The sequence below is a fragment of the Cellulomonas sp. Root485 genome (genome assembly GCF_001426705.1).
GTDB lineage: Bacteria > Actinomycetota > Actinomycetes > Actinomycetales > Cellulomonadaceae > Cellulomonas.
This window is the reverse complement of record NZ_LMFC01000003.1, coordinates 366,153-387,568: the sequence shown is the minus strand read 5'-3', so window position 1 is coordinate 387,568 and position 21,416 is coordinate 366,153. Positions and strand designations below refer to the sequence as shown.

The 21,416-nt window shown below is 73.2% G+C and carries 29 protein-coding genes; 15 read left to right on the top strand and 14 right to left on the bottom strand.

Going from position 1 to position 21,416, the window contains the following annotated elements:
• The first annotated feature begins 80 nt into the window (after positions 1-80).
• Together ASD16_RS15575 and ASD16_RS15570 are read left to right on the top strand one after the other, a co-directional pair.
• A complete protein-coding gene (locus ASD16_RS15575; protein ID WP_055919420.1) occupies positions 81-1,298 on the top strand; it encodes a sensor histidine kinase in 1,218 nt (405 codons plus the stop codon).
• Positions 1,295-1,942 carry a response regulator transcription factor gene (locus ASD16_RS15570; RefSeq protein ID WP_055919417.1) on the top strand — a complete coding sequence of 216 codons (648 nt, stop codon included), beginning with the start codon at positions 1,295-1,297 and terminating at the stop codon, positions 1,940-1,942. The genes ASD16_RS15575 and ASD16_RS15570 overlap by 4 nt, the downstream gene beginning before the upstream one ends.
• Here ASD16_RS15570 and ASD16_RS15565 read toward each other — a convergent pair.
• Both ASD16_RS15565 and ASD16_RS15560 read right to left on the bottom strand, forming a co-directional pair.
• On the bottom strand, positions 1,915-2,751 hold the full coding sequence (locus tag ASD16_RS15565) for a bifunctional 2-polyprenyl-6-hydroxyphenol methylase/3-demethylubiquinol 3-O-methyltransferase UbiG (protein WP_055919415.1): 837 nt from the start codon (positions 2,749-2,751) through the stop codon (positions 1,915-1,917). The genes ASD16_RS15570 and ASD16_RS15565 overlap by 28 nt on opposite strands.
• Positions 2,751-3,473, bottom strand: a complete 723-nt coding sequence (locus tag ASD16_RS15560) for a cyclopropane-fatty-acyl-phospholipid synthase family protein (protein ID WP_055919413.1) — start codon at positions 3,471-3,473, stop codon at positions 2,751-2,753. Before ASD16_RS15560 ends, ASD16_RS15565 begins: the two co-directional genes overlap by 1 nt.
• A gap of 122 nt (positions 3,474-3,595) precedes the next feature.
• Between ASD16_RS15560 and ASD16_RS15555 the strand changes: the two genes are divergently transcribed.
• A complete protein-coding gene (locus ASD16_RS15555) occupies positions 3,596-4,384 on the top strand; it encodes a DUF6345 domain-containing protein (RefSeq protein WP_055919411.1) in 789 nt (262 codons plus the stop codon).
• Between the two features lie 29 nt (positions 4,385-4,413).
• Positions 4,414-5,208 (top strand): hypothetical protein, encoded by a 795-nt coding sequence (locus ASD16_RS15550; protein WP_055919408.1) that lies wholly within the window; start codon positions 4,414-4,416, stop codon positions 5,206-5,208.
• Positions 5,209-5,258: 50 nt separating this feature from the next.
• Here the strand turns inward: ASD16_RS15550 and ASD16_RS15545 are convergent, their stop codons facing one another.
• The gene (locus ASD16_RS15545) at positions 5,259-5,906 is read right to left on the bottom strand and encodes an NADPH-dependent F420 reductase (RefSeq protein ID WP_055919405.1); all 648 of its coding nucleotides are present in this window, start codon (positions 5,904-5,906) and stop codon (positions 5,259-5,261) included.
• Positions 5,907-5,958: 52 nt separating this feature from the next.
• Between ASD16_RS15545 and ASD16_RS15540 the strand changes: the two genes are divergently transcribed.
• The 5 genes from ASD16_RS15540 to ASD16_RS15520 all read left to right on the top strand — a co-directional run bounded on the left by ASD16_RS15540 (position 5,959) and on the right by ASD16_RS15520 (position 8,762).
• Entirely contained in the window at positions 5,959-6,483 is a 525-nt protein-coding gene (locus ASD16_RS15540) for a universal stress protein (RefSeq protein WP_055919402.1), read from the top strand.
• On the top strand, positions 6,480-6,902 hold the full coding sequence (locus tag ASD16_RS15535; protein WP_055919398.1) for a CrcB family protein: 423 nt from the start codon (positions 6,480-6,482) through the stop codon (positions 6,900-6,902). The genes ASD16_RS15540 and ASD16_RS15535 overlap by 4 nt, the downstream gene beginning before the upstream one ends.
• The gene (gene crcB / locus ASD16_RS15530) at positions 6,899-7,264 is read left to right on the top strand and encodes a fluoride efflux transporter CrcB (RefSeq protein ID WP_055919395.1); all 366 of its coding nucleotides are present in this window, start codon (positions 6,899-6,901) and stop codon (positions 7,262-7,264) included. Before ASD16_RS15535 ends, crcB begins: the two co-directional genes overlap by 4 nt.
• Positions 7,265-7,289: 25 nt before the next feature.
• Positions 7,290-7,874, top strand: a complete 585-nt coding sequence (locus tag ASD16_RS15525) for a TetR/AcrR family transcriptional regulator (protein ID WP_055919392.1) — start codon at positions 7,290-7,292, stop codon at positions 7,872-7,874.
• Positions 7,875-7,949: 75 nt separating this feature from the next.
• Positions 7,950-8,762, top strand: coding sequence for an alpha/beta fold hydrolase (locus ASD16_RS15520; RefSeq protein ID WP_162250312.1), 813 nt, complete (start codon positions 7,950-7,952; stop codon positions 8,760-8,762).
• A gap of 34 nt (positions 8,763-8,796) precedes the next feature.
• Here ASD16_RS15520 and ASD16_RS15515 read toward each other — a convergent pair whose 3' ends face one another.
• From ASD16_RS15515 to ASD16_RS15480, 8 genes are all read right to left on the bottom strand, one after another.
• Entirely contained in the window at positions 8,797-9,138 is a 342-nt protein-coding gene (locus tag ASD16_RS15515; RefSeq protein ID WP_055919386.1) for a YciI family protein, read from the bottom strand.
• 110 nt (positions 9,139-9,248) lie between these two features.
• On the bottom strand, positions 9,249-9,428 hold the full coding sequence (locus ASD16_RS15510) for a hypothetical protein (protein ID WP_055920587.1): 180 nt from the start codon (positions 9,426-9,428) through the stop codon (positions 9,249-9,251).
• Positions 9,429-9,603: 175 nt separating this feature from the next.
• A complete protein-coding gene (locus tag ASD16_RS15505) occupies positions 9,604-10,833 on the bottom strand; it encodes an APC family permease (protein ID WP_055919383.1) in 1,230 nt (409 codons plus the stop codon).
• Positions 10,830-11,243 (bottom strand): arsenate reductase ArsC, encoded by a 414-nt coding sequence (locus tag ASD16_RS15500; RefSeq protein WP_055919379.1) that lies wholly within the window; start codon positions 11,241-11,243, stop codon positions 10,830-10,832. Before ASD16_RS15500 ends, ASD16_RS15505 begins: the two co-directional genes overlap by 4 nt.
• The gene (locus tag ASD16_RS15495) at positions 11,240-12,157 is read right to left on the bottom strand and encodes a metalloregulator ArsR/SmtB family transcription factor (RefSeq protein WP_235523387.1); all 918 of its coding nucleotides are present in this window, start codon (positions 12,155-12,157) and stop codon (positions 11,240-11,242) included. The genes ASD16_RS15500 and ASD16_RS15495 overlap by 4 nt, the downstream gene beginning before the upstream one ends.
• Positions 12,158-12,203: 46 nt before the next feature.
• Positions 12,204-13,448, bottom strand: a complete 1,245-nt coding sequence (locus ASD16_RS15490) for an MFS transporter (protein ID WP_055919373.1) — start codon at positions 13,446-13,448, stop codon at positions 12,204-12,206.
• A 34-nt stretch (positions 13,449-13,482) separates the two neighbouring features.
• Complete coding sequence (locus ASD16_RS15485; protein ID WP_235523340.1) at positions 13,483-13,902, bottom strand: type II toxin-antitoxin system PemK/MazF family toxin; 420 nt, start codon at positions 13,900-13,902, stop codon at positions 13,483-13,485.
• Positions 13,903-13,919: 17 nt separating this feature from the next.
• Positions 13,920-14,696, bottom strand: a complete 777-nt coding sequence (locus ASD16_RS15480) for an SDR family oxidoreductase (RefSeq protein WP_055919370.1) — start codon at positions 14,694-14,696, stop codon at positions 13,920-13,922.
• 121 nt (positions 14,697-14,817) lie between these two features.
• On the opposite strand from ASD16_RS15480, the gene ASD16_RS15475 reads away from it, so the two are divergent.
• The gene (locus ASD16_RS15475; protein WP_369817986.1) at positions 14,818-15,387 is read left to right on the top strand and encodes a hypothetical protein; all 570 of its coding nucleotides are present in this window, start codon (positions 14,818-14,820) and stop codon (positions 15,385-15,387) included.
• 58 nt (positions 15,388-15,445) lie between these two features.
• Here ASD16_RS15475 and ASD16_RS15470 read toward each other — a convergent pair whose 3' ends face one another.
• Genes ASD16_RS15470 through ASD16_RS15460 form a run of 3 tightly spaced genes read right to left on the bottom strand, consistent with a single transcriptional unit; the run spans position 15,446 to position 17,020 of the window.
• Complete coding sequence (locus ASD16_RS15470) at positions 15,446-16,000, bottom strand: GNAT family N-acetyltransferase (protein ID WP_055919364.1); 555 nt, start codon at positions 15,998-16,000, stop codon at positions 15,446-15,448.
• A 24-nt stretch (positions 16,001-16,024) separates the two neighbouring features.
• Positions 16,025-16,603 (bottom strand): DUF664 domain-containing protein, encoded by a 579-nt coding sequence (locus tag ASD16_RS15465; RefSeq protein WP_055919361.1) that lies wholly within the window; start codon positions 16,601-16,603, stop codon positions 16,025-16,027.
• A gap of 9 nt (positions 16,604-16,612) precedes the next feature.
• Positions 16,613-17,020: a type II toxin-antitoxin system VapC family toxin gene (locus tag ASD16_RS15460; RefSeq protein ID WP_055919358.1), complete on the bottom strand. Its 408-nt coding sequence runs from the start codon at positions 17,018-17,020 to the stop codon at positions 16,613-16,615.
• Between the two features lie 45 nt (positions 17,021-17,065).
• On the opposite strand from ASD16_RS15460, the gene ASD16_RS15455 reads away from it, so the two are divergent.
• The 5 genes from ASD16_RS15455 to ASD16_RS15435 all read left to right on the top strand — a co-directional run bounded on the left by ASD16_RS15455 (position 17,066) and on the right by ASD16_RS15435 (position 21,390).
• Complete coding sequence (locus tag ASD16_RS15455) at positions 17,066-17,494, top strand: nitroreductase/quinone reductase family protein (protein WP_055919355.1); 429 nt, start codon at positions 17,066-17,068, stop codon at positions 17,492-17,494.
• A 29-nt stretch (positions 17,495-17,523) separates the two neighbouring features.
• Positions 17,524-18,633: an AAA family ATPase gene (locus ASD16_RS15450; RefSeq protein WP_055919352.1), complete on the top strand. Its 1,110-nt coding sequence runs from the start codon at positions 17,524-17,526 to the stop codon at positions 18,631-18,633.
• Between the two features lie 34 nt (positions 18,634-18,667).
• Positions 18,668-19,312, top strand: coding sequence for a class I SAM-dependent methyltransferase (locus ASD16_RS15445; protein WP_235523339.1), 645 nt, complete (start codon positions 18,668-18,670; stop codon positions 19,310-19,312).
• 99 nt (positions 19,313-19,411) lie between these two features.
• Entirely contained in the window at positions 19,412-20,398 is a 987-nt protein-coding gene (locus ASD16_RS15440) for an ABC transporter ATP-binding protein (RefSeq protein WP_055919348.1), read from the top strand.
• Positions 20,395-21,390: an ABC transporter permease gene (locus ASD16_RS15435; protein WP_055919345.1), complete on the top strand. Its 996-nt coding sequence runs from the start codon at positions 20,395-20,397 to the stop codon at positions 21,388-21,390. The genes ASD16_RS15440 and ASD16_RS15435 overlap by 4 nt, the downstream gene beginning before the upstream one ends.
• The last annotated feature ends 26 nt before the right edge of the window (positions 21,391-21,416 follow it).

The following is a 21,416-nucleotide window of genomic DNA, read 5'->3' as shown; positions in this document are numbered from 1 at the left end:
TGATGGCCGACCCGAGGACGACGTCGATCTCCGTCGCGTGGCTGAGGTGGCGCGGCCCGGGCAGAGGTCACCATGGCGCCATGACCACAGCCGCGCCCGACCAGGTGCACCGCCCGCGTCCGGTGGCGCCCGTCCTCGGGTGGCGGGCATGGATCACGCCGGCCGTCTTCGCGACGATCGTGGGCGCCTTCCTGGTGATCACGCCCAGCCTCAGCTTCCTCGGCATGGAGCAGGTCGACATCGCCTGGGTGGTCGTCGCGTCGAGCCTCACCCTCGCCGCGGGGGCGACGGTCGTCCTCGGCGTGCTGCTCGCGCGGTGGTCCCCGGGGTGGGCGACGCTCCTCACGGTCGTCCCGTGGGTGCTCGTGCCGTTCACCGGGTGGTTTGTGTACGGGTGGTGGCTCGGCACCATGGCGGTCGCCGTCGTCGCCGCGGTCGACGGGCTGCGCAGGGCGGTCCTGCCGTGGGCCGTGGCGGTGGCCATCGCGGCCTACTACTGCGGATCGGGTGCGGAGGCGGTACTCCCGATCGGTCTGGTGAACTCCGGGACGGGCAACGGCCCGGGCTTCCAGTGGGTGGTGTTCATCGCGCACGTCGTCATGTTCACCGCCGCCGTCGGTATCGCTGCCGCAGTCGGCGCCGAGCGACGGGCGAGGTTCCGGCACGTCGCCGCCCAGGTCACGGAGCGGCACGCCCTCGAGGTCGAGTCGCTGGCAGGCGAGCGTGCCCGGCTCGCGCGGGACCTGCACGACGTCGTCGCGCACCACGTGTCGCTGGTCGCGGTCCGCGCGGAGTCGGCGCCGTTCCTGCACCCGGGTCTGAACGACGACGCCCGCGAGGTCCTGGCGGCCATCGCGACGGACGCCCGCGAGGCCCTCACGGAGCTGCGGCAGGTGCTCGTCGTGCTCCAGCGGACGTCGGACGAGAGCGAGCGCGCGCCGCAGCCGACCGCGTGCGACGTCGACGACCTGGTGGCCGGTGCGACGGCGGCGGGGCAGCCGATCGCGCTGGACGGACAGTGGCGCGACGTCGCCCCCGCCACGGGCTACGTGCTCTACCGAGCAGTCCAGGAAGGGCTCACCAATGCCCGACGGCACGCGGCGGGGAGCCTGACCACGGTGACCCGGACGCAGTCGGAGACGGCCGTGGGCTTCCGGATGGGCAACGCGGCAGACGGCACTGCGGAACCCGGGCGCGGCCTGATCGGGATGCGCGAACGCGTCGAGGCACTGGGTGGCACGATGACGGCCGTGGTCGTCGACGGGGAGTTCGTGCTGGACGTCGAGGTGCCCGCGTGACCCGCGTGGTGGTCGCCGACGACCAGCCGGTCGTCCTGCAGGGGTTCGCCGCGATCATCGGGGCGGCACCGGACCTCGAGGTGGTCGGAGCAGCAGCAGACGGGCGCGCGCTCCTCGGGCTGGTGGCGCAGCACCACCCCGACGTCGCGGTGGTCGACGTGCGGATGCCGGTGCTCGACGGCATCGCGGCGACGCAGCGGATCAGCGCGGAGCACCCGTCGACCCGCGTCCTGATCCTCACCACCTTCGACCTGGACGAGTACGTCTACGACGCGCTGCGCGCGGGTGCCAGCGGGTTCCTGCTCAAGGACGTCACGGCGGACCGGCTGGTCGAGGCGGTGCGGATGGTCGCGGAGGGTTCGATGCTGCTGGGCCCGACGGTCACGCGTCGGCTGGTGGAGGACTTCACCACGAGGTCGCCGGCCCCGAGGAGGGCGAAGGGTCTCGACGACCTGACGCCGCGCGAGCTCGAGATCCTGCGGGCGGTCGCGCGCGGGCTGTCGAACGCGGAGATCGGCGCTGAGCTCTGGATCGCCGAGCCGACCGTGAAGTCGCACGTCTCGGAGGCGCTGCGCAAGCTCGGCTGCCGCGACCGGGTGCAGCTGGTGATCGCGGCCTACGAGTCGGGGCTCGTCGGCGGCTGACGGCGCCCGACGTACAGCAGGTGCCCGGCGGTGGCGAGCGTTCCGGGGTCCGACGCCGTCGCGACGAGCCGGTCCAGCAGCGTGCTGTACGCCGCCGGGTGCTCGACCCGGAGCGCCTCGAACCCGTCCTCGACGCCCGTGAGGAACCCGTGCGTCGAGGCCAGCGACACCGTCGAGAACCCGTGCGACTCGAAGAACGGCGCGACGTCGGCCGGCTCGACGCCGTAGACGTGCGTGAACCGGTCGGGGACGGCGTTCTCGAACACGCCGTCGTCGAGCAGACGGTCCAGGAACGCCGGATCGGCCAGCTGCCACCGCTCGTCGGGCAGCGACAGGAGGCGGCGCACGGACACGTACCGCGGCATGAGCGCGACGGCGACCAGGGCACCGGGGCGGGTGACGCGCGCGAGCTCGACCGCGGCGCGCGCACGGTCGGGGGCAGTCGTCAGGTGGTACATCGGGCCGAGGCTGAGGACCGCGTCGAACGTGGCGTCGCCCCAGCGGGACAGGTCGCGCGCGTCGATCTGGACCACCTCGCGCACGGTCCCGGGGGGCAGCGACGACTCGGCGATGGCGAGCAGCTCGGGGGACAGGTCGGCCAGGGTGACGTCCCAGCCGAGCTCGGCCAGCCAGACCGAGTACGGCCCGGTGCCGCCGCCCAGGTCGAGCGCGCGGCCGGGGGCGCCGAGGTGCGGTTCCAGGAGCCGGGTGGTCAGGACGCGCTCGAGGAGACCCTCCGCGGAGAGCAGCCGGTCGCGCTCGTGCTGGCTCTTCGCGGCGTAGTAGGCCTGCACGGCCGACGGGTCCATCACGGCCGCCGCACCAGCGCGAGGACGCCCCAGCCGAGGTACGGCCGCTGGTTGGTGACGTACTCCAGAGGTGCCGTCGACAGCTCGTGCCGCAGGGACGGTGCCAGCTCGTCGTCGGGGTGCTCGTCGAGGAACCGGCGCACGTTCAGCCACTGCGCGGCGACGTACCGGTCCCAGCTGTGCTCGTCGGCGAGCACCATCTCCACCAGGTCCCAGCCGGCGTCGCGGGTCTGCTCCACCAGGGCGGGCAGGGTCAGGAAGTCGCCGATCGCGCGGGCCGCCTCCGGGGGGTCGGTGCGCCAGAACGGCTCACCGACGAGCGCGATGCCGCCCGGCTTCAGCGACCGCGCGAGCAGGTCGAGCGTGCCGACGACACCGCCGCCGATCCACGTCGCGCCGACGCAGGAGGCCACATCGACGGGCGTGCCCGACACGTAGCCGGAGGCGTCGCCCTGCACGAACGTCACGTCGACCCCGAGCTCCGCCGCCCGCGACCGGGCCGCGTCGACGAACACCGTGCTCAGGTCGACCCCCGTCCCGACCGTCCCGTGGTCCCGTGCCCAGGTGCACAGCAGCTCGCCCTTGCCGCACGCGAGGTCGAGCAGCGTGGTGCCGGGGGTCAGGTGCAGGGCGCGGCCGAGGGTGGCCAGCTGCGCGTCGGTGAACGGGTCGAGGATCTGGTGGCTGCTCTCACGGATCGTGTGGTGGCGGGGGAGGTCCATGTGCCGGACGTTACGACCGGCGGCGCACCCGGGCGAGCAGATATGACCCGCGGCCGCGGTATCTCCGCCCGGAGGAGCCAACTCGTTCTCGGTGACAGGACCGACGGCGAAGGGGGACGACGATGTCGTACGGCATCGGCACCGAGTGGATCAACGCGTACAACAACCTCAACGCGCTGACCCACGAGCACGAGGACGCAGGCGGGTTCTACGACGAGCTCCGCAACCACGACAGCGGCACCGGGATCTTCAACTGGGGCGACGGGAACGCGTTCGAGGACGACTTCAAGGCGAACGCCCGCGGCGGGCACGCCGACCAGTGGGTGGAGCAGGCGGACATCGTCTACTTCACCGGCCACGGCAGCCCCAGCGGCTTCTACTTCCGCAGCGACGTACCCGACGACTCGCAGGTACGCGGCGACTTCACCTCGACGTCCGCGGGAGACGACGGCGACCTGCGCCTGGGCCACGGCGACCTGGAGTGGCTGGGCCTGGAGGTGTGCAACACCCTGCAGATGGACGCGTTCCAGCAGGGTGCCAACCGCGACGTGTTCGACCGGTGGGCCGACGCGTTCGAGGGCCTGCACGCCCTGCTGAGCTTCACGACGACGAGCCTCGACCTGGCCAACCCGGGGCGGGCGTTCGCGTCCGCGCTCGACGGCCGCTGGATGACGGCCATGTACGGCATCCCGGAGTTCCTCATCGGCCGGCACCCGATGCGCGTGGTCGACGCGTGGTTCTGGATGGCCGAGTTCACGCAGCCCAGCTGGGTGGAGTCGGCGGTCCTGTACGCCAACAGCGCAGGCACCAACACCGGCGCGGACTTCCTGCACGACCACGGCTTCGTCAGCTCCGACCCGCACCGCGGCGGCTCCTGGTTCTCCTGGACCTGGATCCCGCACGCCTGCTGAGCGCCCGCACACTCCCGGAAGGAACAGTCATGACCACGATCTCGGTCGCCCGCGTGCGACCTGCTGCCCTGGACGACGACCGCCTGCGAGCGCTCGCGGAGTCGTTCCGCATCGACGGTGACGTCGTCCGCACCGAGGAGGCGTTCGCGCTCGTCGGCAAGGAGGCCACCCTCGTGCACGGCGGACCGGGCAACCGGCTCGCCGGCGTCACCACCCTGGTGGACACGGTCCGCGGAGTCGCTGCCGCCGACCCCGAGAAGGACCACCCCGAGCCGCTCCCCGCGGAGAAGGCGCTGGGCGTCACCGCGGAGCTCGCCGAGCGCTTCGGGCTGGGCCCGGCGGTCGCCCGGTCCGACGGTGTGCGGCTCGAGTCGAGCATCGACGCTGCCGTCGTCCACGCCGTGCGGTTCGACGGCAAGGAGCGGACGCGGTTCGCGGTGAAGACCGACGTGCGCAGCCGCGTGACGCTCGACGGCATCCCGGTGACGGGTCCGCGGGCGGGCGTGAACGCCACGTTCCTCGACGACGACCGGCCGCTGCGACTCATGGCGACCACCTGGGACGCCGTCGAGCTGCACCACGAGGCGGAGCTCGTCGAGGAGGGCGAGGCGCTGGAGAGGGTGCTGGAGGCGGCGCGGCACCGCAAGGACCGCCGGGGCACCGACCTTCAGGTCGTCTCGTCGGTGCTGGCCTACTGGGCCGCGCCGTACGAGGGCGGGGCCGACCTGCTGGAGCCCAGCTGGTTCATCGAGCTGGCGCACCCGTCCGACGAGTTCGGGAACGACGGCCCGAAGCAGCTGGTCCGGGTCGGAGCAACCCGCTGAGGGACCGGACGGCCTGCGCCCGGAGGGGAGCGCAGGCCGTCCGGTCGGTGTCACATGTCGCGGTAGCGCACGGCCTTCGTCAGCGCGTCGCGGAGCCCGTCGGCGTCGAACCGCTGCACGTAGGCCGCGGTGTCGCGCTGGTAGCGCCAGCCCTCCGCGAGCGGGCCGACGTCGACCGTGTCGAAGCCCAGCTCGTCGATCAGCTCCGCCACCGCGGCGCGAGCCTCGTCCGAGTCGCCCGCGACCGCGAGCGCCCGACGGTCCGGCGTGCCGGCGGGGGCGCCCTGCGTCGCCAGGTCGCCGGACGCGATGTGGTTGAACGCCTTGACCACGTGCGACTGCGGCAGGTGGGTCTGCAGGAGCTCCGAGACGGTGGTCGACTCGTCGTCCAGGGCCGGGATCTGGCCGTCGCGCTGCGGGTAGTAGTTGTTGGTGTCGATGACGACCTTGCCGGCCAGGGGCTCGACGGGCACGTCCTTCACGTTCTTGGTCGGGATGGTCACGACGACCACGTCACCCGCCGCGGCGGCCTCGGCGGACGTGGCGGCGCGCGCCCGGTCGCCGAGCTGCTGCACCAGGTCGGTGAGGGTCTGGGGGCCGCGGGAGTTGCTCACGACGACGTCGTAGCCCTGCGCGATCGCGAGCTGGGCGAGGGCGCCACCGATGTGTCCGGCGCCGATGAATCCGATGGTGGTCATGGGTCACAGCAACCTCCGCGGCCCGACGGGTGTTCCCCGGTAGCCTCGGCAGGTGACCCGGTCCGCCCCGCACGCGTGGCACGGCTCGCCGACGCCGGGTGCGCCGACGGTCGTGGTCGGTGTGGTCCCGCGGCAGGCACCCGTCGTCGTGCGCGGCGCGGCCGACCTCGCCCGCGCCCTCGGAGGCTCGCTGGTCTGCGTGTGGGCCGACCCCGCCCGCACGTTCGTCGCCCAGGAGCCGGACGGGACGCTCGTGACCACCCCGCTCGACCCGGACCACGTCGACAGCCGCGAGGGCGACGGCGTCGCCGAGACCGCGATGGCCGACGAGCTCGTCCGGGACCTCGAGGGGCACGACGTCGCCTGGCGGTTCGTCTACACGGTCGGGGAGGCGTCGCGTGCCCTGGCCCGCGTGGGACGCGAGGAGGGTGCGACGATGATCGTCATCGGCAGCCGCCGACCCGGGCTGGGCGGGTGGATGAACCACCTGATCGGCGGCTCGACGGCTGGGCACCTCGCGCACACCCAGCCGCTGCCGGTCACGATCGTGCCCCAGGCCCCCGAAGAGATCCCGTGACCCGTCCGCCGCACCTCGACCTGCGCCTCGTCGCGGTCGTCGCGGTCGGGGGTGCGGTCGGGACCACCGCGCGCTGGGCGGTCGCGGAGACCGTGGGGGCGTCGCCGTCGGGGTGGCCGACCGCGACCTTCGTCGTGAACCTGCTCGGGTCCTTCCTGCTCGGTGCCCTGCTGGAGGCGCTCCTGCGCAGGGGCTCCGAGTCGCGACGAGGGCGCCTGGTCCGGCTCGGTGCGGGCACCGGCGTGCTGGGCGGGTTCACCACCTTCAGCAGCCTGGCCCTCGAGATGGAGCGGCTGATCGCGGCGGGCCAGGTGACGATGAGCCTGCTGTACGGGGTGCTCAGCGTGGTCCTCGGACTGCTGGCGTGCATCGCGGGTGTCGTGCTCGCGTCCCGGCACCATCGCTGGCGCGCCCGATGACGGTCCTGCTCATCGCCGTGCTCGGCGGGGTCGGAGCGGCCGCGCGGTTCGTCGTCGACGGCTCGGTGCGTGCCCGGTGGACCCGGGTGTTCCCGCTGGCCACCTTCGTGGTGAACGTGACGGGTTCGTTCCTCATCGGGCTGCTCGCCGGCGCCCACCTCTACCGCGGCCTGGGCCCGACGTGGCTGGCGGTCGCCGCGACCGGCTTCTGCGGCGGGTACACGACGTTCTCGACGGCGATGGTCGAGACGGTCCGGCTGATCCAGGCGGGGGAGGTCCGCCGTGCGACCGCCAACGCGGTCGGCTCCGTCCTCCTCTGTCTCGGCGCAGCAGCGCTGGGCGTCGCGGTGATGGCGCTGTAGCGCACGATCGTGCTATTACTTGCGGATGAGCAAAGGTGACGCCACGCGTCAGGCGGTGATCGACCAGGCGGTCGAGATCGCCGGGCGCCTCGGTGTCGCCGGTCTGACCATCGGCACCCTGGCCAGCGCGAGCGGCATGTCGAAGAGCGGGCTCTACGCGCACTTCCGCTCCAAGGAGGCGCTCCAGCTCGCGGTCCTGGGCAGCGCGCGCGAGCACTTCGTCGATCAGGTCTTCCGGCCGGCGCTCGCGGCCCCGCGCGGGGAGCCACGCGTCCGCACCCTGTTCGAGCGGTGGCTGCTCACGTCGTCGTCGGGCTCGTCGGGCTGCCTGTTCGTCTCGGCGGCCACGGAGTTCGACGACCAGCCGGGACCGGTCCGCGACCTGGTGGTCAAGGACCACTGGGACCTCATGGACTCGCTCGCGCAGGTGTACCGCTCCGGGGCCAAGGACGGGGCGTTCCGCGACGACCTGGCACCCGAGCAGTTCGCCCACGACCTGCACGGCCTGATGCTCGCGCACTTCCACGCGTGCAGGCTGCTGCACGACCCGGCCGCCGAGGCCCACACCCGCTACACCTTCGAGCGGCTGCTGCAGTCGCTCCTGCGCTGACCCCATCTGGAGGAACCTGCCATGACCGCAGCATCGACCGAAAAAAGCACGACCGTTCGTACGCAACTGCCCCCGGTGCCGCCGGTCGTCCGGTCGGCCGTCGGTGTACTGGACCGCGTCGCCCCGGAGCTCGTGGCACGCGGGGCGCTCCGGCTGTGGTGCACGCCCGCCCGGCCCAAGGACCGGGCGGCGATCCCCGGCGGCACCACCTTCCGCACCGGCACGATCGTCGGCCAGGTCTGGGGCGACGGACCGACCGTCTACCTGGTGCACGGCTGGGGCGGCCACCGCGGGCAGCTGCGGTCGCTCGTCGAGCCCCTCGTCGGTGCCGGCCTGCGGGTCGTCGCCTACGACGCGCCCGCCCACGGCGACTCCGGGCCCGGCGCGCTCGGGGGCCGACGCACGACGCTGCCGGAGATGTCGACCGCTCTCGACACCGTGATCGCCGAGCACGGTCCGGCCCGCGCCGTCGTCGGCCACTCGATGGGTGCCGCCGCGAGCGCGCTCGCCGTCCTGGACGGCACCCCCACGGAGCGCCTGGTCATGGTCACCCCGCTGGCGGACCCGACCACCTACATCGAGGGCTTCGCGCACACCCTCGGCTTCAGCGAGCGGACCCGGCACCGGTTCGAGGTCCGCATGCAGGTCCTCGCCGACCGCCGACTGGCGGACCTCGACATCCCGCTGCGCGCGGCCAACACGCGACGGACGCTGCCCGCCACGCTCGTGCTGAGCGACCGGGACGACAAGGAGGCCGACCACGCCGACGGCGCCCGCATCGCCCGCGCCTGGCCGGAGGCGGAGCTGGTGCTCAGCGACGGGCTCGGGCACCGCCGGATCCTGCGCGACGAGGAGACGATCAAGCGGATCGTCGCGCACGTGAGCTAGGGAGCCGGCCGATGGCAGAAGCTCCGTCGGGGACCTACTTGATGACCCGGACCTCCTGGGGCCAGCCACACCCCTCGGCGACCCTGCCCGCCCACATCTTGGCCGTCTCCAGGTCGGGCACGTCGATGACGGTGATCCCGCCCAGGTACTCGGCGGTCTCGGTGTAGGGACCGTCGGTGATCGAGACGGTCCCGCTCGTCGCGTCGGCGCTGAAGGCGTCGGCCATGTTCTCTTCGAGCCCGCCGGCGAAGACCAGGACCCCGGCCGCCTCCATGTCACGGACGACCGCGGTGCTGGGCTCCACGCGGGTCTGGAACCACTCGGCCGGGTGGTCTCCGACCCACTGCTGGTGGAAGTAGATGGCGTACTGCGTCATGTCGGCTCCTCCTGTGCGGCAGCCCCGTGTGGCCTGCCACCACTGTGACGGACGAGCCCCGCCGGAATCGACAGGCAGCACCACGCGACCGCGGCCTTCGGAGGCGCGTCCTAGCTGTCGCAGGAGCAGACGAGGTTGCGTTCCAGCACCTCGTCGCCCAGCTCCGGCCGCGCCCACGCCTCGGCGGCGGCGCGGTCGGCGAACCTCCGCGGCGCGAGCCGCCCGTTGGCCATCATCACGACGGCTTCGAGCTGGTCGCGCGGGTCGGTCCAGGTGGTGTCGGTAGTCATCGGCAATCCCCTCTCACGCCCCTCAACCACGACGGGCCGCCACATGTTTCGTCCGAGCCCGACGCCGAGCTCGTCGCCCAGCTCGTCGCCCGACGCCGAACTCGGCACTTCGCGCCGAACTCGTGAGCTGGAACCACCGAGTTCGGCCGCAGCCACCGAGTTCGGCCGGTGGTCGTCAGTCCCGGGTGCGGTTGCGGCGGACCGCCCACGTGATCGCGCCGGCGAGCGCGACAGCCAGGCCGCCGAGGATCGAGGGCAGCGGCAGCGTGCAGGCGAGGACCGTGCAGCCGACCAGCCCCAGCACCGCGACCCACCGCGGCGGGCGCCCTTCGTCCGGTGCCAGCCGCAGCGCGGACGCGTTGGTCAGGGCGTAGTAGGTGAGCACCCCGAACGACGAGAACCCGATCGCACCGCGCACGTCGAGGGTCGCGACCAGCACGATCACGACGGCCGCGACGGCGAGCTCCGCCCGGTACGGCACGCCGTGCCGCGCGTCGACCGCGGCGAGGAACGGCGGCAGCTCGCGCTGGCGCGCCATCGCCAAGGTCGTGCGTGACACCCCGAGCACCAGCGCCAGCAGGGCGCCGAGCGACGCGACCGCTGCGCCCACCTGCACGACCGGGCTCAAGGCGGCGAACGACCCGGCCTCGACCACCGCGCGCAACGGGGCGGCGGTCGCGGCGAGCCCGTCGGCGCCGACGGCGAGCAGGGCGCTCACCCCCACCACGAGGTACACGACGAGGACCAGGCCGAGTGCCAGCGGGATCGCGCGCGGGATCGTGCGACGCGGGTCGACCACCTCCTCGCCGAGCGTCGCGATCCGGGCATACCCCGCGAACGCGAAGAAGAGCAGGCCGGCGGACTGCAGCACCCCGCCGGGGACGACGCCGGTCAGGTGCGCGGTCGATGCCGTGCCGCCCGCGAGCGCCGCCACGACGACCACGGCGAGCGTCGCCAGGGTGAGCACGACGATCACGAGGCTGACCCGGGCCGACCGCTGGACACCCCGGTAGCTCAGGGCGGTGACGGCGACGACCGCGAGGATCCCGACGAGGCGGACCTGCCCGGGTGCGGCGTAGGAGGCGAAGGTGAGCGCCATCGCCGCGCAGCTCGCGGTCTTGCCCACGACGAACGACCAGCCTGCCTGGAACCCCCAGAACGGCCCGAGCCGACGGTGGGCGTAGACGTACGTGCCGCCTGACTGCGGGTACTGCGCCGCCAGCCGCGCCGAGGACGTCGCGTTGCAGAACGCCACCACCGCGGCGATCAGTAGCCCGACCAGCAGGCCCGCGCCCGCCGCCTCCGCCGCGGGGGAGAAGACGGAGAACACCCCGGCGCCGAGCATGGCGCCGAGCCCGACGACCACCGCGTCCGTGACGCCGAGTCGACGGACCAGGGCGGTCACAGGGTCACGGGGGTCACGCCCAGCTCGTCGAGGAGGGTGAGGATCCGGCCGCGGATCTCGTCGCGGATCGGGCGCACCGAGTCGATGCCCTGACCCGCCGGGTCCTCGAGCACCCAGTCCTCGTAGCGCTTGCCGGGGAAGTACGGGCACGCGTCGCCGCAGCCCATCGTGACGACGACGTCGGACGCCTGGACGGCCTCGGTGGTCAGCACCTTCGGCTGCTCGGCGCGGATGTCGACGCCCACCTCCGCCATGGCGTCGACGGCGACGGGGTTGACCTGGTCGGCCGGCATCGAGCCTGCCGACCGGACCTCGACGGCGCCGCCGGACAGCGCGGTGAGGAACCCCGCGGCCATCTGGGAGCGGCCGGCGTTGTGGACGCAGACGAACAGGACGCTGGGCTTGGTCATGGTGCTCCGATGGTGTCGAGTGTGGTGAGCAGGGTGCGGACGCGGGTGTCGATGTCGGTGCGGATCGCCGTGACGCCCTCGGGGGATGCGAGCGCGGGGTCGCCGACCGCCCAGTCCTCGTAGCGGGTGCCGGGATAGACCGGGCAGACGTCGCCGCAGCCCATCGTCACGACGACGTCGGCGGCGCGGACGGCGTCGTCGGTGAGCGGCTTGGGGAACCCGTCCGCGCCGAGCGCCTCGAGCTCGGGCCGGACGTGGGTGTGGATCGCGGGGGCCGGCGCCGACCCGGCCGACCGGGCCAGGACCGCGTCGCCCGCGTAGTGCTGGAGCAGGGCGGCCGCCAGCTGCGAGCGCCCGGCGTTGGCGACGCAGACGAACAGGACGCGCGGGACGGTGGTGCCGCCCTCGATCCGCACGAGGTCGTCGAGGCGCTGGCGGGCGAACCGGTCGGTGAGGTTGACCAGCCGTGCGCCCACGCCGGACGTGCGGGCGAGCGCCGTCGCGGAGTCGCGCACGACGTCCCGGACGCGAGCCGCGTCGATCGTCGGGTACCGCGGGGCGAGGTCGGCGGCGACGCGGTCGAGGTGGCCGTCGAGGTCGGGGACCGTGCCGGCCGGCCGGCCGTCGACGGCTGCGAACGCGCCCAGGACCGCGCGGACCGCCCCCTGGTGCTCGGGCGCGAGCCGGTACCAGACCCACGTCCCGCGACGCTCGGACGTGACGATGCCGGCGTCCCGGAGGACCTTGAGGTGGTGCGACACGGTGGGCTGCGACACCGCCGTGAGCTCGCTGATGTCGAGCACGCACGCCTCGCCCGACGGGCTGGCGGTGATCAGCGAGAGGGCGCGCAGCCGGAGGGGGTCGGCGAGAGCGCGCAGGGCACGGGCGACGTCCTCGGCGGCGGGGGCGCCCATGGCTGTCGTCGTCACGCCGCTATATTGAACATCTTCTATACAGACGTCAAGCCTGGGCGGGCGCATCCAGCTCGTCGGTGTGCGCGACGTGCCGCAGCTGGTGCCAGATGAGCACCACGAAGATCGCCGACCCGACGAACGCGAACCAGAACGGTGCCGCCACGCCGTACCGCTGCGCGAGCAGCCCGCCGATCGCGGCGCCGACCACCAGCCCGCCGAACACCCCCACCAGGTGCACGCTGCCGACCCGCCCCTGCAGCTGCGTCGGCACCGCCCGCTGCCGGATGGTCACGGATGTCGTCCCCCACACGAACGCGTGCGCGCCGAACACGAAGAACACGCACAGCGCGAACCAGGCGGTCGTCGTCAGCGCGAGGGCCAGGTGCGTGAGGGTCTCGATGATCAGGCCGATCCGCATGAGGTTCGCCAGGCTGACCCGCTGCGTGATCCACCCGTACGTCAGGGTGCCGACGAGACCGCCGACCGCGCTGACCGTCGTGATGAGCCCGAACCCGATCGCCCCCAGCCCCAGCTGGTCCCGCGCGTACAGGACGAGTACCGACCAGGCGGCCCCGAACGTCACGTTGAAGATGAGGATGGTCAGCACCAGCGTCCGCACCGCCGCGTGGTGCCGCACCCAGCGGACGCCCTCGGCGATGTCGTGCCGGATGTGCGTCGTGTGCTCCCCGCTCCGGTGCGGCGGCAGCGCGATGCGGGAGATCAGCACCGCGCCCGCGCCGACGAGCACCGCCTCGGCGGCGAACGGCAGCGCCTGCCCGACGGCGAACAGGAACGCCCCCAGCGGCGGCCCGACCAGCTGGTTGACGGTGACGAACCCGGCCATGATCCGGCTGTTCGCCAGCGCGAGGTCGTCGCGCTGCACCAGCATCGGCACCAGCGTGCTCGACGCGTTGTCGGCGAACGTCTCCGCGGTGCCCAGCAGGAACATCGCCACCAGCACGAGCCAGATGGTCGCGACGTCGAGCACGACCGCTGTCGCGAGCAGCAGCAGGACCAGGGTCCGCAGCGAGTCGACGACGATGATGAGCCGTCGCCGGTCCAGCCGGTCCGTCACCGCCCCGGCCCACAGCCCGAACAGCAGCGGTGGCAGCCACTGGAGCAGCGCCGCCAGCGCGACCAGGAACGCGTCGTCCGTCCGCGACGCCACGAGCAACGGACCCGCGGCCAGCACGATCCCGTCGCCGAGGTTCGAGCTCCACGACGACGCCAGCAGCCACCGGAACCGGGTGCCCAGCCGGCGCGGGACGACGGTGTCGAGGATCCGGCTCACGAGGACGGGACGGTACGCCGTCGGACGGTGCGGATCACACCCGATTGTCTGCCGCGTCGCGGTACCAGGCGACGAACGCCTCGCCCGGCTGCCCGGTGCGACGACGGAACGCGGAGCGCGGCAGGCTCGTCGGCCGCAGGTTCAGCCAGCTGGCCTTCGGCAGCCCGGGGACGCCCTGCGGTACCCGCACGTGGTCGCGGCGACCGTTCTTGTCCTGCGACGTGAACCGTGCCACCTCGCACGAGCGACCGCTGGCCGACAGCACCAGCACGGGCCGGTCCTTGCTCCCGGAACCGTCCTCGAACGGCACCTCGGCGAACCACACGTCGCCCGCCTGCGGGCCTCCGGCACGCGGCCTGCGCCGACCGAGGAGGACGAGGACGAGGAGAAGCACGGCGAGAACGCCGACAGTCATCCACGGGTGGTCGAGGGGCAGCTGGGCGAGCTCGGTCACCCGCGGAGCGTAGATGCTCAGAGCGACGAGAAGCCGCCGTCCGACGCGATGGTCTGGCCGGTCACCCAGTCGGCCTCGTCGCTGAGCAGCCAGGCGATCAGCTTGGCCGTGTCCGCCGGCGTGCTCCACCGGCCGCCGGGGCTGTGGGCGCTCAGCGCTGCACGTGTGGCCTCGTCGGCGTAGCCGGTGTCGTTCGGGCCGGGGTTCACGCAGTTGACCGTGATGCCGCGGGGCATCAGGTGCACCGCGAGGCTTGCCGTGAGCTCGTGCAGGGCGGCCTTCGACGCGATGTAGGGCAGCTCGTCGGGCATCGCGCCGCGGTACTGGCCGGACGTGAAGACGATGACGCGGCCGCCCGGGGCGTCGTCGTGCCGGGCCGCGAACGCCTGCACGAGCAGCAGGGTGGCGCGGGTGTTCACCGCGTAGGACAGGTCGATCTCCGCGGCGGTCAGCTGCTCCAGGTTCTGCCCCGAGCTGCGCGCGTGGTTGGCGACGACGGCGTCGAGCCGCCCGAACGCGTCGTGCGCGGCGTCGACCAGCGCGTGCGGCGCCGCCGGGTCGGCGAGGTCCATCGACACGTGCTCGACGGTCCCGCCGGCCGCGCGCAGCTCGTCGACCAGGGCGTCGACCCCGCCCTCGTCGGCACCCCACGGCTGCTCGGCGTCGTGCGGCGACCAGGAGTGCAGCAGCACCGTCGCGCCGTCGGCGACCAGGCGGCGGGCGACCCCGGCGCCGATCGCGATCCGTCGGCTGGCGCCGGTGACCAGGACGACGCGTCCGTCGAGAGCGGGCATGGTGACCTCCAGTGGCTCGGGCGGCGTCACTCTGTCAGGAGGCGGGCGCGCCTGCCATGAGTAATTCTCGGAACCCGTCAGGTCACCCCCGCGTTGGACGGGGAACCGAACACGAGAGGTGATGAGCATGGGATTCCTCGACCGGTTCCTGGGTCGTGAGGAGCAGCCGACCGCGCCGTACGGCAGCCGGCCCGCAACCTCTGACGAGGCCGCCATCGACCGCTACCGCTACCTGCTGCGCACCGCGCCGCCCGACGCGATCGAGCAGGCGCACGCCGAGGCGTTCGCGCAGCTGACACCCGAGCAGCGCCGGCAGGTCCTCGACGGGCTCTCGCAGGACGTGCCCGAGGCCGAGCGGGCTCAGTCCGACGACCCTCGCGCGCTGGCACGCATGGCCACGAGGGCGGAGCTGCGCGCGCCCGGGACGCTGGAGAACCGCTTCGGCGGCGGCGGCGGCGGTGGGGGCATCGGCATGGGCGGGATGCTCGCCGGCAGCCTCCTGGCCAGCGTCGCCGGTGCGTTCGTCGGCACCGCGATCGCAGACAGCTTCTTCGACCTGTCCGACGGCGGCGGCGCGGATCCCGCAGCCGACGGTGGCGGCGACGTCGCGGCCGACTCCGGTGGGGACGCGGGGTTCGACGGAGGCTTCGGCGGCGACTTCGGGGGAGACTTCGGCGGCGGCGACTTCTGACTGCCCGGACGACGCGGGCTGACCCCAGCCCGCTGCGACGTGACGGCGGCGCCGCCGGTCACCGCTCCGGGGTCGGGGCCACGTCGACGATCGGGATCAGCTCGATCGACGGTCGCGGGTCGGTGGACAGCCGGGCGTGCGTCTCGACGTCGTACCGGTCGCTGCCGTAGCGCAGCTTGGCCCGCTCGATCCCCTCGGCGGCGAACCCCGCGGCGGTCGCCACCCGGCAGGACGCCGGGTTGTTCACGCGGTGCCCGAGCTCGAGCCGGAACAGGCCCAGGGTGTCGAACGCGTGGGCGGCGATCGTGGCCAGTGCGCGGGAGGCCAGCTTGTGGCGGCGCCGGCTCGCAGTCACCCAGTACGACGCCCAGGCCGAGTCGTTGCGGCGTTCGATGTGGCTCAGGGCCACGTGGCCGACCGCGACGCCGTCGACGCGGATCGCGAACGCGACCGTGCCCTCGTCGTCGGTCAGGTACCGCGTGATGTAGTCCCGGGCGGCGGCAGGCGTCTCGACCGCCTCACCGAGCTGGACACCGAGCTCGGGGCTCTCCCCGACAGCGGCGGCGAGCGCGTCGGCGTCGGCGACCGACCACGGGCTGAGGGTGATGTTCACGTGGGGGATGGTGGCACGAGCCGGTCAGTCGGACGGACCGAAGCGGCCCGACACCGCACGCCAGCCGTCCGGCGGGTCCTCGCCGACGCGGCCGTCGACGGCCTCACGGAGCAGGTCGGCGTGCCCGGTGTGCCGCCCGTACTCCTCGACGAGGTCGAACATGATCCGGCGAAGGTTCGCGTGGGTGCCGTCGAGAGCGGCCAGGTCGACCCGCTGGTCGAGCCCGCCGGCGGTCAGCGCTGCCCCGAGGCGGTCGCGGGACCTGCGGACGGCGTCGTCCCAGTACGCGTAGAGCTGCTCCGGGGTGTCGTCGGCGGCGGTGCTGAAGAGCCAGTCGTTGCCGCCCCGCCACGGCGTGGACTCCCAGGGCTCACCGATCCGGCCGCCTCTCAGCTTGACCGTGAACTGGATGTCCTCGACGGCCGCGAGGTGCTTGAGCAGACCGCCGAGGGTCAGCTCCGACGAAGCGATCCGGGCACTCAGCGCGGCGGCATCGAGGTCGTCGGCCTTCCAGCGGAACGTGGTGCGCAGCCGCTCGAGAGCGCCGACCAGGTGCTCCAGCTCGGTGCCCGCCATCGGGGGCTCCCACCAGTAGTCGTCCATCTCTGCACCCTAGGACCGGGGATCGAGGAGAGCGTCGAACGGTGCGGTCGGCACGACGCCCTGCACGGCTCGCGCGAGGTCGTCGTCGAGCGTCACCAGGTAGTCCGCCTGGAGCCGGGTGAGCGCGACGTACTCGGCGGCGTACGTGGACTCCCAGCCGAGGTCGTCGGCGATCGTCCAGGCCACCTTGCGCAGGACCCCGTCGCCGAGGAGCCGGATCTTCAACCGGTTCAGCCGCGCCAGCCGCTCGCGCGCCTCGGCCGCGGTCAAGGAGCCCTGGTGCACGGCCTCGTGCATCGCGGACAGGGCCTGGGAGCGCAGGAGGGTGGGCGCGAGGAGCTCGTGGGCGTCGGGCAGCGGGGTGCCGGTCGCGGCGAACCGGAGGGCGGCACCCGCGTCGACGACGAACTTGGTCATCCCGGCATCGTCGCACCGGGGTCCGACACGTGTTCTCATCGAGGCATGACCAGCACCGTCGTGATGCGAACGCTGAGCTGGCTCCACCGCGCGGGCATGAAGGTCAGCGGGGGCCGGTTCGGGGCGACGCTGGTCGGTCTGCCGTCCCTGGAGCTGGTGACGGTCGGGCGGAAGTCGGGCAAGGCACGGTCGTCGATGCTGACCGCTCCCCTCACTCTCGGGGAGACGCTCGTCGTCGTCGCGTCCGCCGGGGGCAACGACGAGCACCCGTCCTGGTTCCTCAACCTGCGCGACCACCCGCAGGTGCGGGTCTCGGTGGGTGGCGGCCCGATGGTCGACATGGTCGCGCGGGTGACGACGCCCGACGAGCGCGACGAGCTCTGGCCTCGGATCGTCGAGGCGCTGGCCAACTACGGGGAGTACCAGACACGGACGACGCGCGTGATCCCCGTCGTGCTGCTGGAGCCGGTCTGAGCGTCGGTGGCCGCCGCTAAGGTCGCGCCATGATCCGGACGCTCGCCGTCGAGGGGTACCGCAGCCTGCGTTCGCTGACCCTCGGCCTCGGCAACCTCACCGTCGTCACCGGCGCCAACGGCAGCGGCAAGACGAGCGTCTACCGCGCGCTGCGCCTGCTCGCCGAGGTGGCACGGGACGGCGCCGTCTCATCGCTCGCGCGCGAGGGCGGGATGCGTTCCGCGATGCACGCCGGTCGGCGCCAGGACGGTCCCGTCGCGGTCCGGTTGGGGGTCGCGACGGAGGACCTGTCCTACGCGATCGACCTCGGGCTTCCGCAGATGGGTCCGTTCAAGCTCGACCCGGAGATCAAGTCCGAGGTCGTGTGGGCCGGCCCGGTGCTGCGGCCGTCGACGGTCCTGACCGAGCGCACCGGGTCGCGCGTCCGCACCCGTGACGACGACGGCGCGTGGACCACCGTGCCGCTCACGGTGAACGCGCACGAGTCGGTGATGGCCCTCCTCGCGGACCCCGCGGCCACCCCCGACCTGTTCGCGCTGCGGGAGCAGGCCCGCCGGTGGCGGTTCTACGACCACCTGCGCACCGATGCGGACAGCCCGGTCCGGCGCCCGGGCGTCGCGACGTACACCCCGGTCCTGTCCCCGTCCGGAGACGACCTCGCCGCGGCGCTGATGACGATCGAGCTCATGGGCGACGCGGACGCGCTCCAGGCGTCGGTCGACGCCGCGTTCCCCGGCTCGCGCGTGGTGATCACCGAGGACGACGACGGCGCGTGCCGGGTCGCGATGACGCAGCCCGGCCTGCGGCGACCGCTCTCGGCGGCCGAGCTCTCCGACGGCACGCTCACGTTCCTGCTGCTGGTCGCCGCGGCCCACGCGACCCGCCCGCCGGACCTGCTGGTGCTCAACGAGCCGGAGTCGAGCCTGCACCCGAGCCTCATGCCGGCCGTCGGCGCCCTGGTCGCGTCGGCCGCCGAGCGGTCGCAGGTGCTCGTCGTCACGCACGCCGGGGACCTGGTCCGTGCCCTGCGCACCGTGGACGCCACGACCGTCGAGCTCACCAAGGGCGGCGCAGGCGCGACGTCCGTGGAGGGTGCGGGGATGTTCGACAGCCCGGCGTGGACGTGGCCGAAGCGCTGACGACCTCCCGAGGGGTGTGCCGGACGGGGGACCGGTGGCAGCCTGGGGCGCCATGGGCGTGACGCGGGCGGAGTACTGGGACGGGCAGGCTCCGAACTACGACCGGACCACGGGGTTCCTCGAGCCGCGCCTGTTCGCACCGGCTCGGCGCTGGATCGCCGAGCGGGTGTCGGGCAGCACCCTGGAGGTCGGCGTCGGCACCGGCGCGAACCTGCCCTACTACGCCGACCGCGTCACCGACCTGACGCTGACCGACGTCAGCCCCGCGATGCTGCGGGCGGCCGCGGCGCGAGCGAAAGAGGTCGGTGTGCAGGTCCGGCTCCTGGAGGCCGACACCGCCCACCTGGACCTGCCGGACAACTCCTTCGACACGGTGGTGTCCACGTTCGCGATGTGCTGCGTGGCGGACGAGCTCGCGGTCCTGCGCGAGCTGGCGCGCGTGCTGCGTCCCGGCGGCCGGCTGCTCATGGCCGATCACGTCGAGTCGTCCGCCCGGCTGGGCCGAGGGGTGCAGCGCGTGCTCGACCGCGTGACGCCCGAGCGGGCGGGGGAGCACCACCGTCGACGCCCCCTGCTGCTGCTGGACGCCGCCGGCCTCCAGCTGGCCGAGACGACGGCGTCCCGCTGGCGGCTGGTCGAGCAGCTCGCCGCGACGCGGACGGTGGACGCGGGCGGTTGACGGGTCGATTGCGGCCCGCGGCCTGGCGGTGACCCGGTACCGTGCACGCGACCGGGCGCCCGGTCCGTTCCCGCCTGATCGTCGAAGGGACACAGCGACGTGCCGACGGACCTCGCCATCTCCACCCGGGGCCTGCGCAAGACGTACCGCCACCGCCGCGGTCAGCGGTCGGTCGCCGTCGGCGGGCTCGACCTGGACGTGCCCATCGGTGGCGTGCACGGCTTCCTCGGCCCGAACGGGGCGGGCAAGACGACGACGATCCGGATGCTGCTGGGCCTGATCCGCGCGGACTCCGGGACCATGACGCTGTTCGGCCAGACAGTGCCGGAGCGGCTGCCGGACGTCATCGGCCGGGTCGGGGCGATCGTCGAGCAGCCGAAGTTCTTTCCCAGCTTCTCCGGCCGCAAGAACCTCACGATGCTCGCCCGGGCGATCGACGCCCCGACGACGCTGGTCGACGTGGTCCTCTCGGACGTCGGGCTGCTGGACCGGGCAGACGACCGCTACAAGGGCTACTCGCTGGGCATGAAGCAGCGGCTCGCCATCGCGGCCACGCTGCTGAAGGATCCGGACCTGCTCATCTTCGACGAGCCGACGAACGGCCTGGACCCGGCGGGCATCCGCGAGATCCGCGGCACCATGCGCGGGCTCGCGGAGCGTGGCAAGACCGTCCTGGTGTCCAGCCACATCCTGGCCGAGGTCGAGCAGGTGGCGGACACGGTGTCGATCATCGCCCGCGGCGAGCTCATCGCCAGCGGCCGCGTCGCCGACCTCATCGGGGCGGGCGCCGCAGGCACCGTGCGGGTGGGGATCGCCGACGTGCCGGGCGCCCAGCGCGTCCTCGGTGCGCAGGGGTGGACGGTGCGGACCGAGGGCCGGTACCTGCTGGTCGACGGCGGGGTGCCGCCGGCGAGCATCACCGAGGCGCTCGCGAGCCAGCAGCTTTTCGTCGACGAGCTGGTGCCCGTCCGCGTCGACCTCGAGTCCGTCTTCCTCGAGCTCACCGCGGGCCGGGGACCGGGGACGCACGCGCCTCCACCGGCGGGCGAGCACCGACCCGCGCACCACGCCGAGGAGGCGTCATGAGCCGGCTGCTGCGGGTCGAGCTCGACCGGTTCGCGTCGCGCACGCTGATCCGGCTCGGGGTCGCGGGTGTCCTGGTCATCTGCTGCCTCGCGGCGTTCGCGGCGTGGCAGGCCGCCGCTCCTCCGTCGCAGGCGGAGATCGACCAGGCGCAGGTGTACTACGAGCAGGCGCTCGCGGACTTCGAGGAGAACGGCGAGCAGTGGGTCGCCGACTGCGAGGAGGGGGAGGCGGCCGAGAAGGAGATCGCTGAGGACCCCGACGCCGTCGACTGGGCCTGTGACCAGATGGAGCCGAAGCTCGAGAACTGGCTGGGTGGGGAGCCGTCCTTCGACCGGGACACCTCCGGCCTGCTCACGTCGGTCTCCGTCGTGTTCGTGCTGGCGCCCCTCCTGCTCGCCGGGAGCTTCGTGTCCGCCGAGTTCTCGACCGGCTCGATCGGCAACTGGCTGACGTTCGCCCCGCGCCGCGTGCGGGTCTACCTGAGCAAGGTGCTCGCGGCCGCGTTCGGGATCATCCCGGTCGCTGCCGTCGGGGTGGGCATCATGCTCGGCGCCTCGTGGCTCTCCTACCGGTACTTCGACACGATGGACGCCGCGGGGACGTCGGAATTGAGCTCGCCCGTCGACGTCGCGCTGCGCATCGTCGCCCTGGCGCCCGTCGTGGCCGTGATCGGTGCCGCCCTGGGCTTCCTGGCGCGGCACACGGCGGCGGTGCTCGGGGTCGTGATGGGCTGGCTCGTGCTCGTCGAGGTGATCCTCGCCAACCAGGTCGAGCAGCTGCAGCCGTGGACGCTGGTCACCAACGTGACCGCCTGGGTCCAAGGGTCGGCCACGTACTACCTCACCGAGTGCGCGACCACCGCGGCCGGGTCGTCGTGCACCGGGGTCTCCCACGTCGTCTCGCAGACGCAGGGCGGGATCTACCTGGCCGCCGTGGCGGCGGTCATCGCAGGCGCCGCCCTGCTCGTGTTCCGCCGCCGCGACGTCGGCTGATCCCGCCGGACCCGGTCGAGATCGTG

Excerpts from the sequence above, each read along its gene's own strand:
- ASD16_RS15575 (WP_055919420.1), top strand. The coding sequence starts at position 81 with ATGACCACAGCCGCGCCCGACCAGGTGCACCGCCCGCGTCCGGTGGCG.
- ASD16_RS15565 (WP_055919415.1), bottom strand. The coding sequence starts at position 2,751 with ATGGACCCGTCGGCCGTGCAGGCCTACTACGCCGCGAAGAGCCAGCAC.
- ASD16_RS15560 (WP_055919413.1), bottom strand. The coding sequence starts at position 3,473 with ATGGACCTCCCCCGCCACCACACGATCCGTGAGAGCAGCCACCAGATC.
- ASD16_RS15555 (WP_055919411.1), top strand. The coding sequence starts at position 3,596 with ATGTCGTACGGCATCGGCACCGAGTGGATCAACGCGTACAACAACCTC.
- ASD16_RS15550 (WP_055919408.1), top strand. The coding sequence starts at position 4,414 with ATGACCACGATCTCGGTCGCCCGCGTGCGACCTGCTGCCCTGGACGAC.
- ASD16_RS15545 (WP_055919405.1), bottom strand. The coding sequence starts at position 5,906 with ATGACCACCATCGGATTCATCGGCGCCGGACACATCGGTGGCGCCCTC.
- crcB (WP_055919395.1), top strand. The coding sequence starts at position 6,899 with ATGACGGTCCTGCTCATCGCCGTGCTCGGCGGGGTCGGAGCGGCCGCG.
- ASD16_RS15525 (WP_055919392.1), top strand. The coding sequence starts at position 7,290 with ATGAGCAAAGGTGACGCCACGCGTCAGGCGGTGATCGACCAGGCGGTC.
- ASD16_RS15515 (WP_055919386.1), bottom strand. The coding sequence starts at position 9,138 with ATGACGCAGTACGCCATCTACTTCCACCAGCAGTGGGTCGGAGACCAC.
- ASD16_RS15510 (WP_055920587.1), bottom strand. The coding sequence starts at position 9,428 with ATGACTACCGACACCACCTGGACCGACCCGCGCGACCAGCTCGAAGCC.
- ASD16_RS15500 (WP_055919379.1), bottom strand. The coding sequence starts at position 11,243 with ATGACCAAGCCCAGCGTCCTGTTCGTCTGCGTCCACAACGCCGGCCGC.
- ASD16_RS15495 (WP_235523387.1), bottom strand. The coding sequence starts at position 12,157 with ATGGGCGCCCCCGCCGCCGAGGACGTCGCCCGTGCCCTGCGCGCTCTC.
- ASD16_RS15480 (WP_055919370.1), bottom strand. The coding sequence starts at position 14,696 with ATGCCCGCTCTCGACGGACGCGTCGTCCTGGTCACCGGCGCCAGCCGA.
- ASD16_RS15475 (WP_369817986.1), top strand. The coding sequence starts at position 14,818 with ATGAGCATGGGATTCCTCGACCGGTTCCTGGGTCGTGAGGAGCAGCCG.
- ASD16_RS15465 (WP_055919361.1), bottom strand. The coding sequence starts at position 16,603 with ATGGACGACTACTGGTGGGAGCCCCCGATGGCGGGCACCGAGCTGGAG.
- ASD16_RS15460 (WP_055919358.1), bottom strand. The coding sequence starts at position 17,020 with ATGACCAAGTTCGTCGTCGACGCGGGTGCCGCCCTCCGGTTCGCCGCG.
- ASD16_RS15455 (WP_055919355.1), top strand. The coding sequence starts at position 17,066 with ATGACCAGCACCGTCGTGATGCGAACGCTGAGCTGGCTCCACCGCGCG.
- ASD16_RS15450 (WP_055919352.1), top strand. The coding sequence starts at position 17,524 with ATGATCCGGACGCTCGCCGTCGAGGGGTACCGCAGCCTGCGTTCGCTG.
- ASD16_RS15435 (WP_055919345.1), top strand. The coding sequence starts at position 20,395 with ATGAGCCGGCTGCTGCGGGTCGAGCTCGACCGGTTCGCGTCGCGCACG.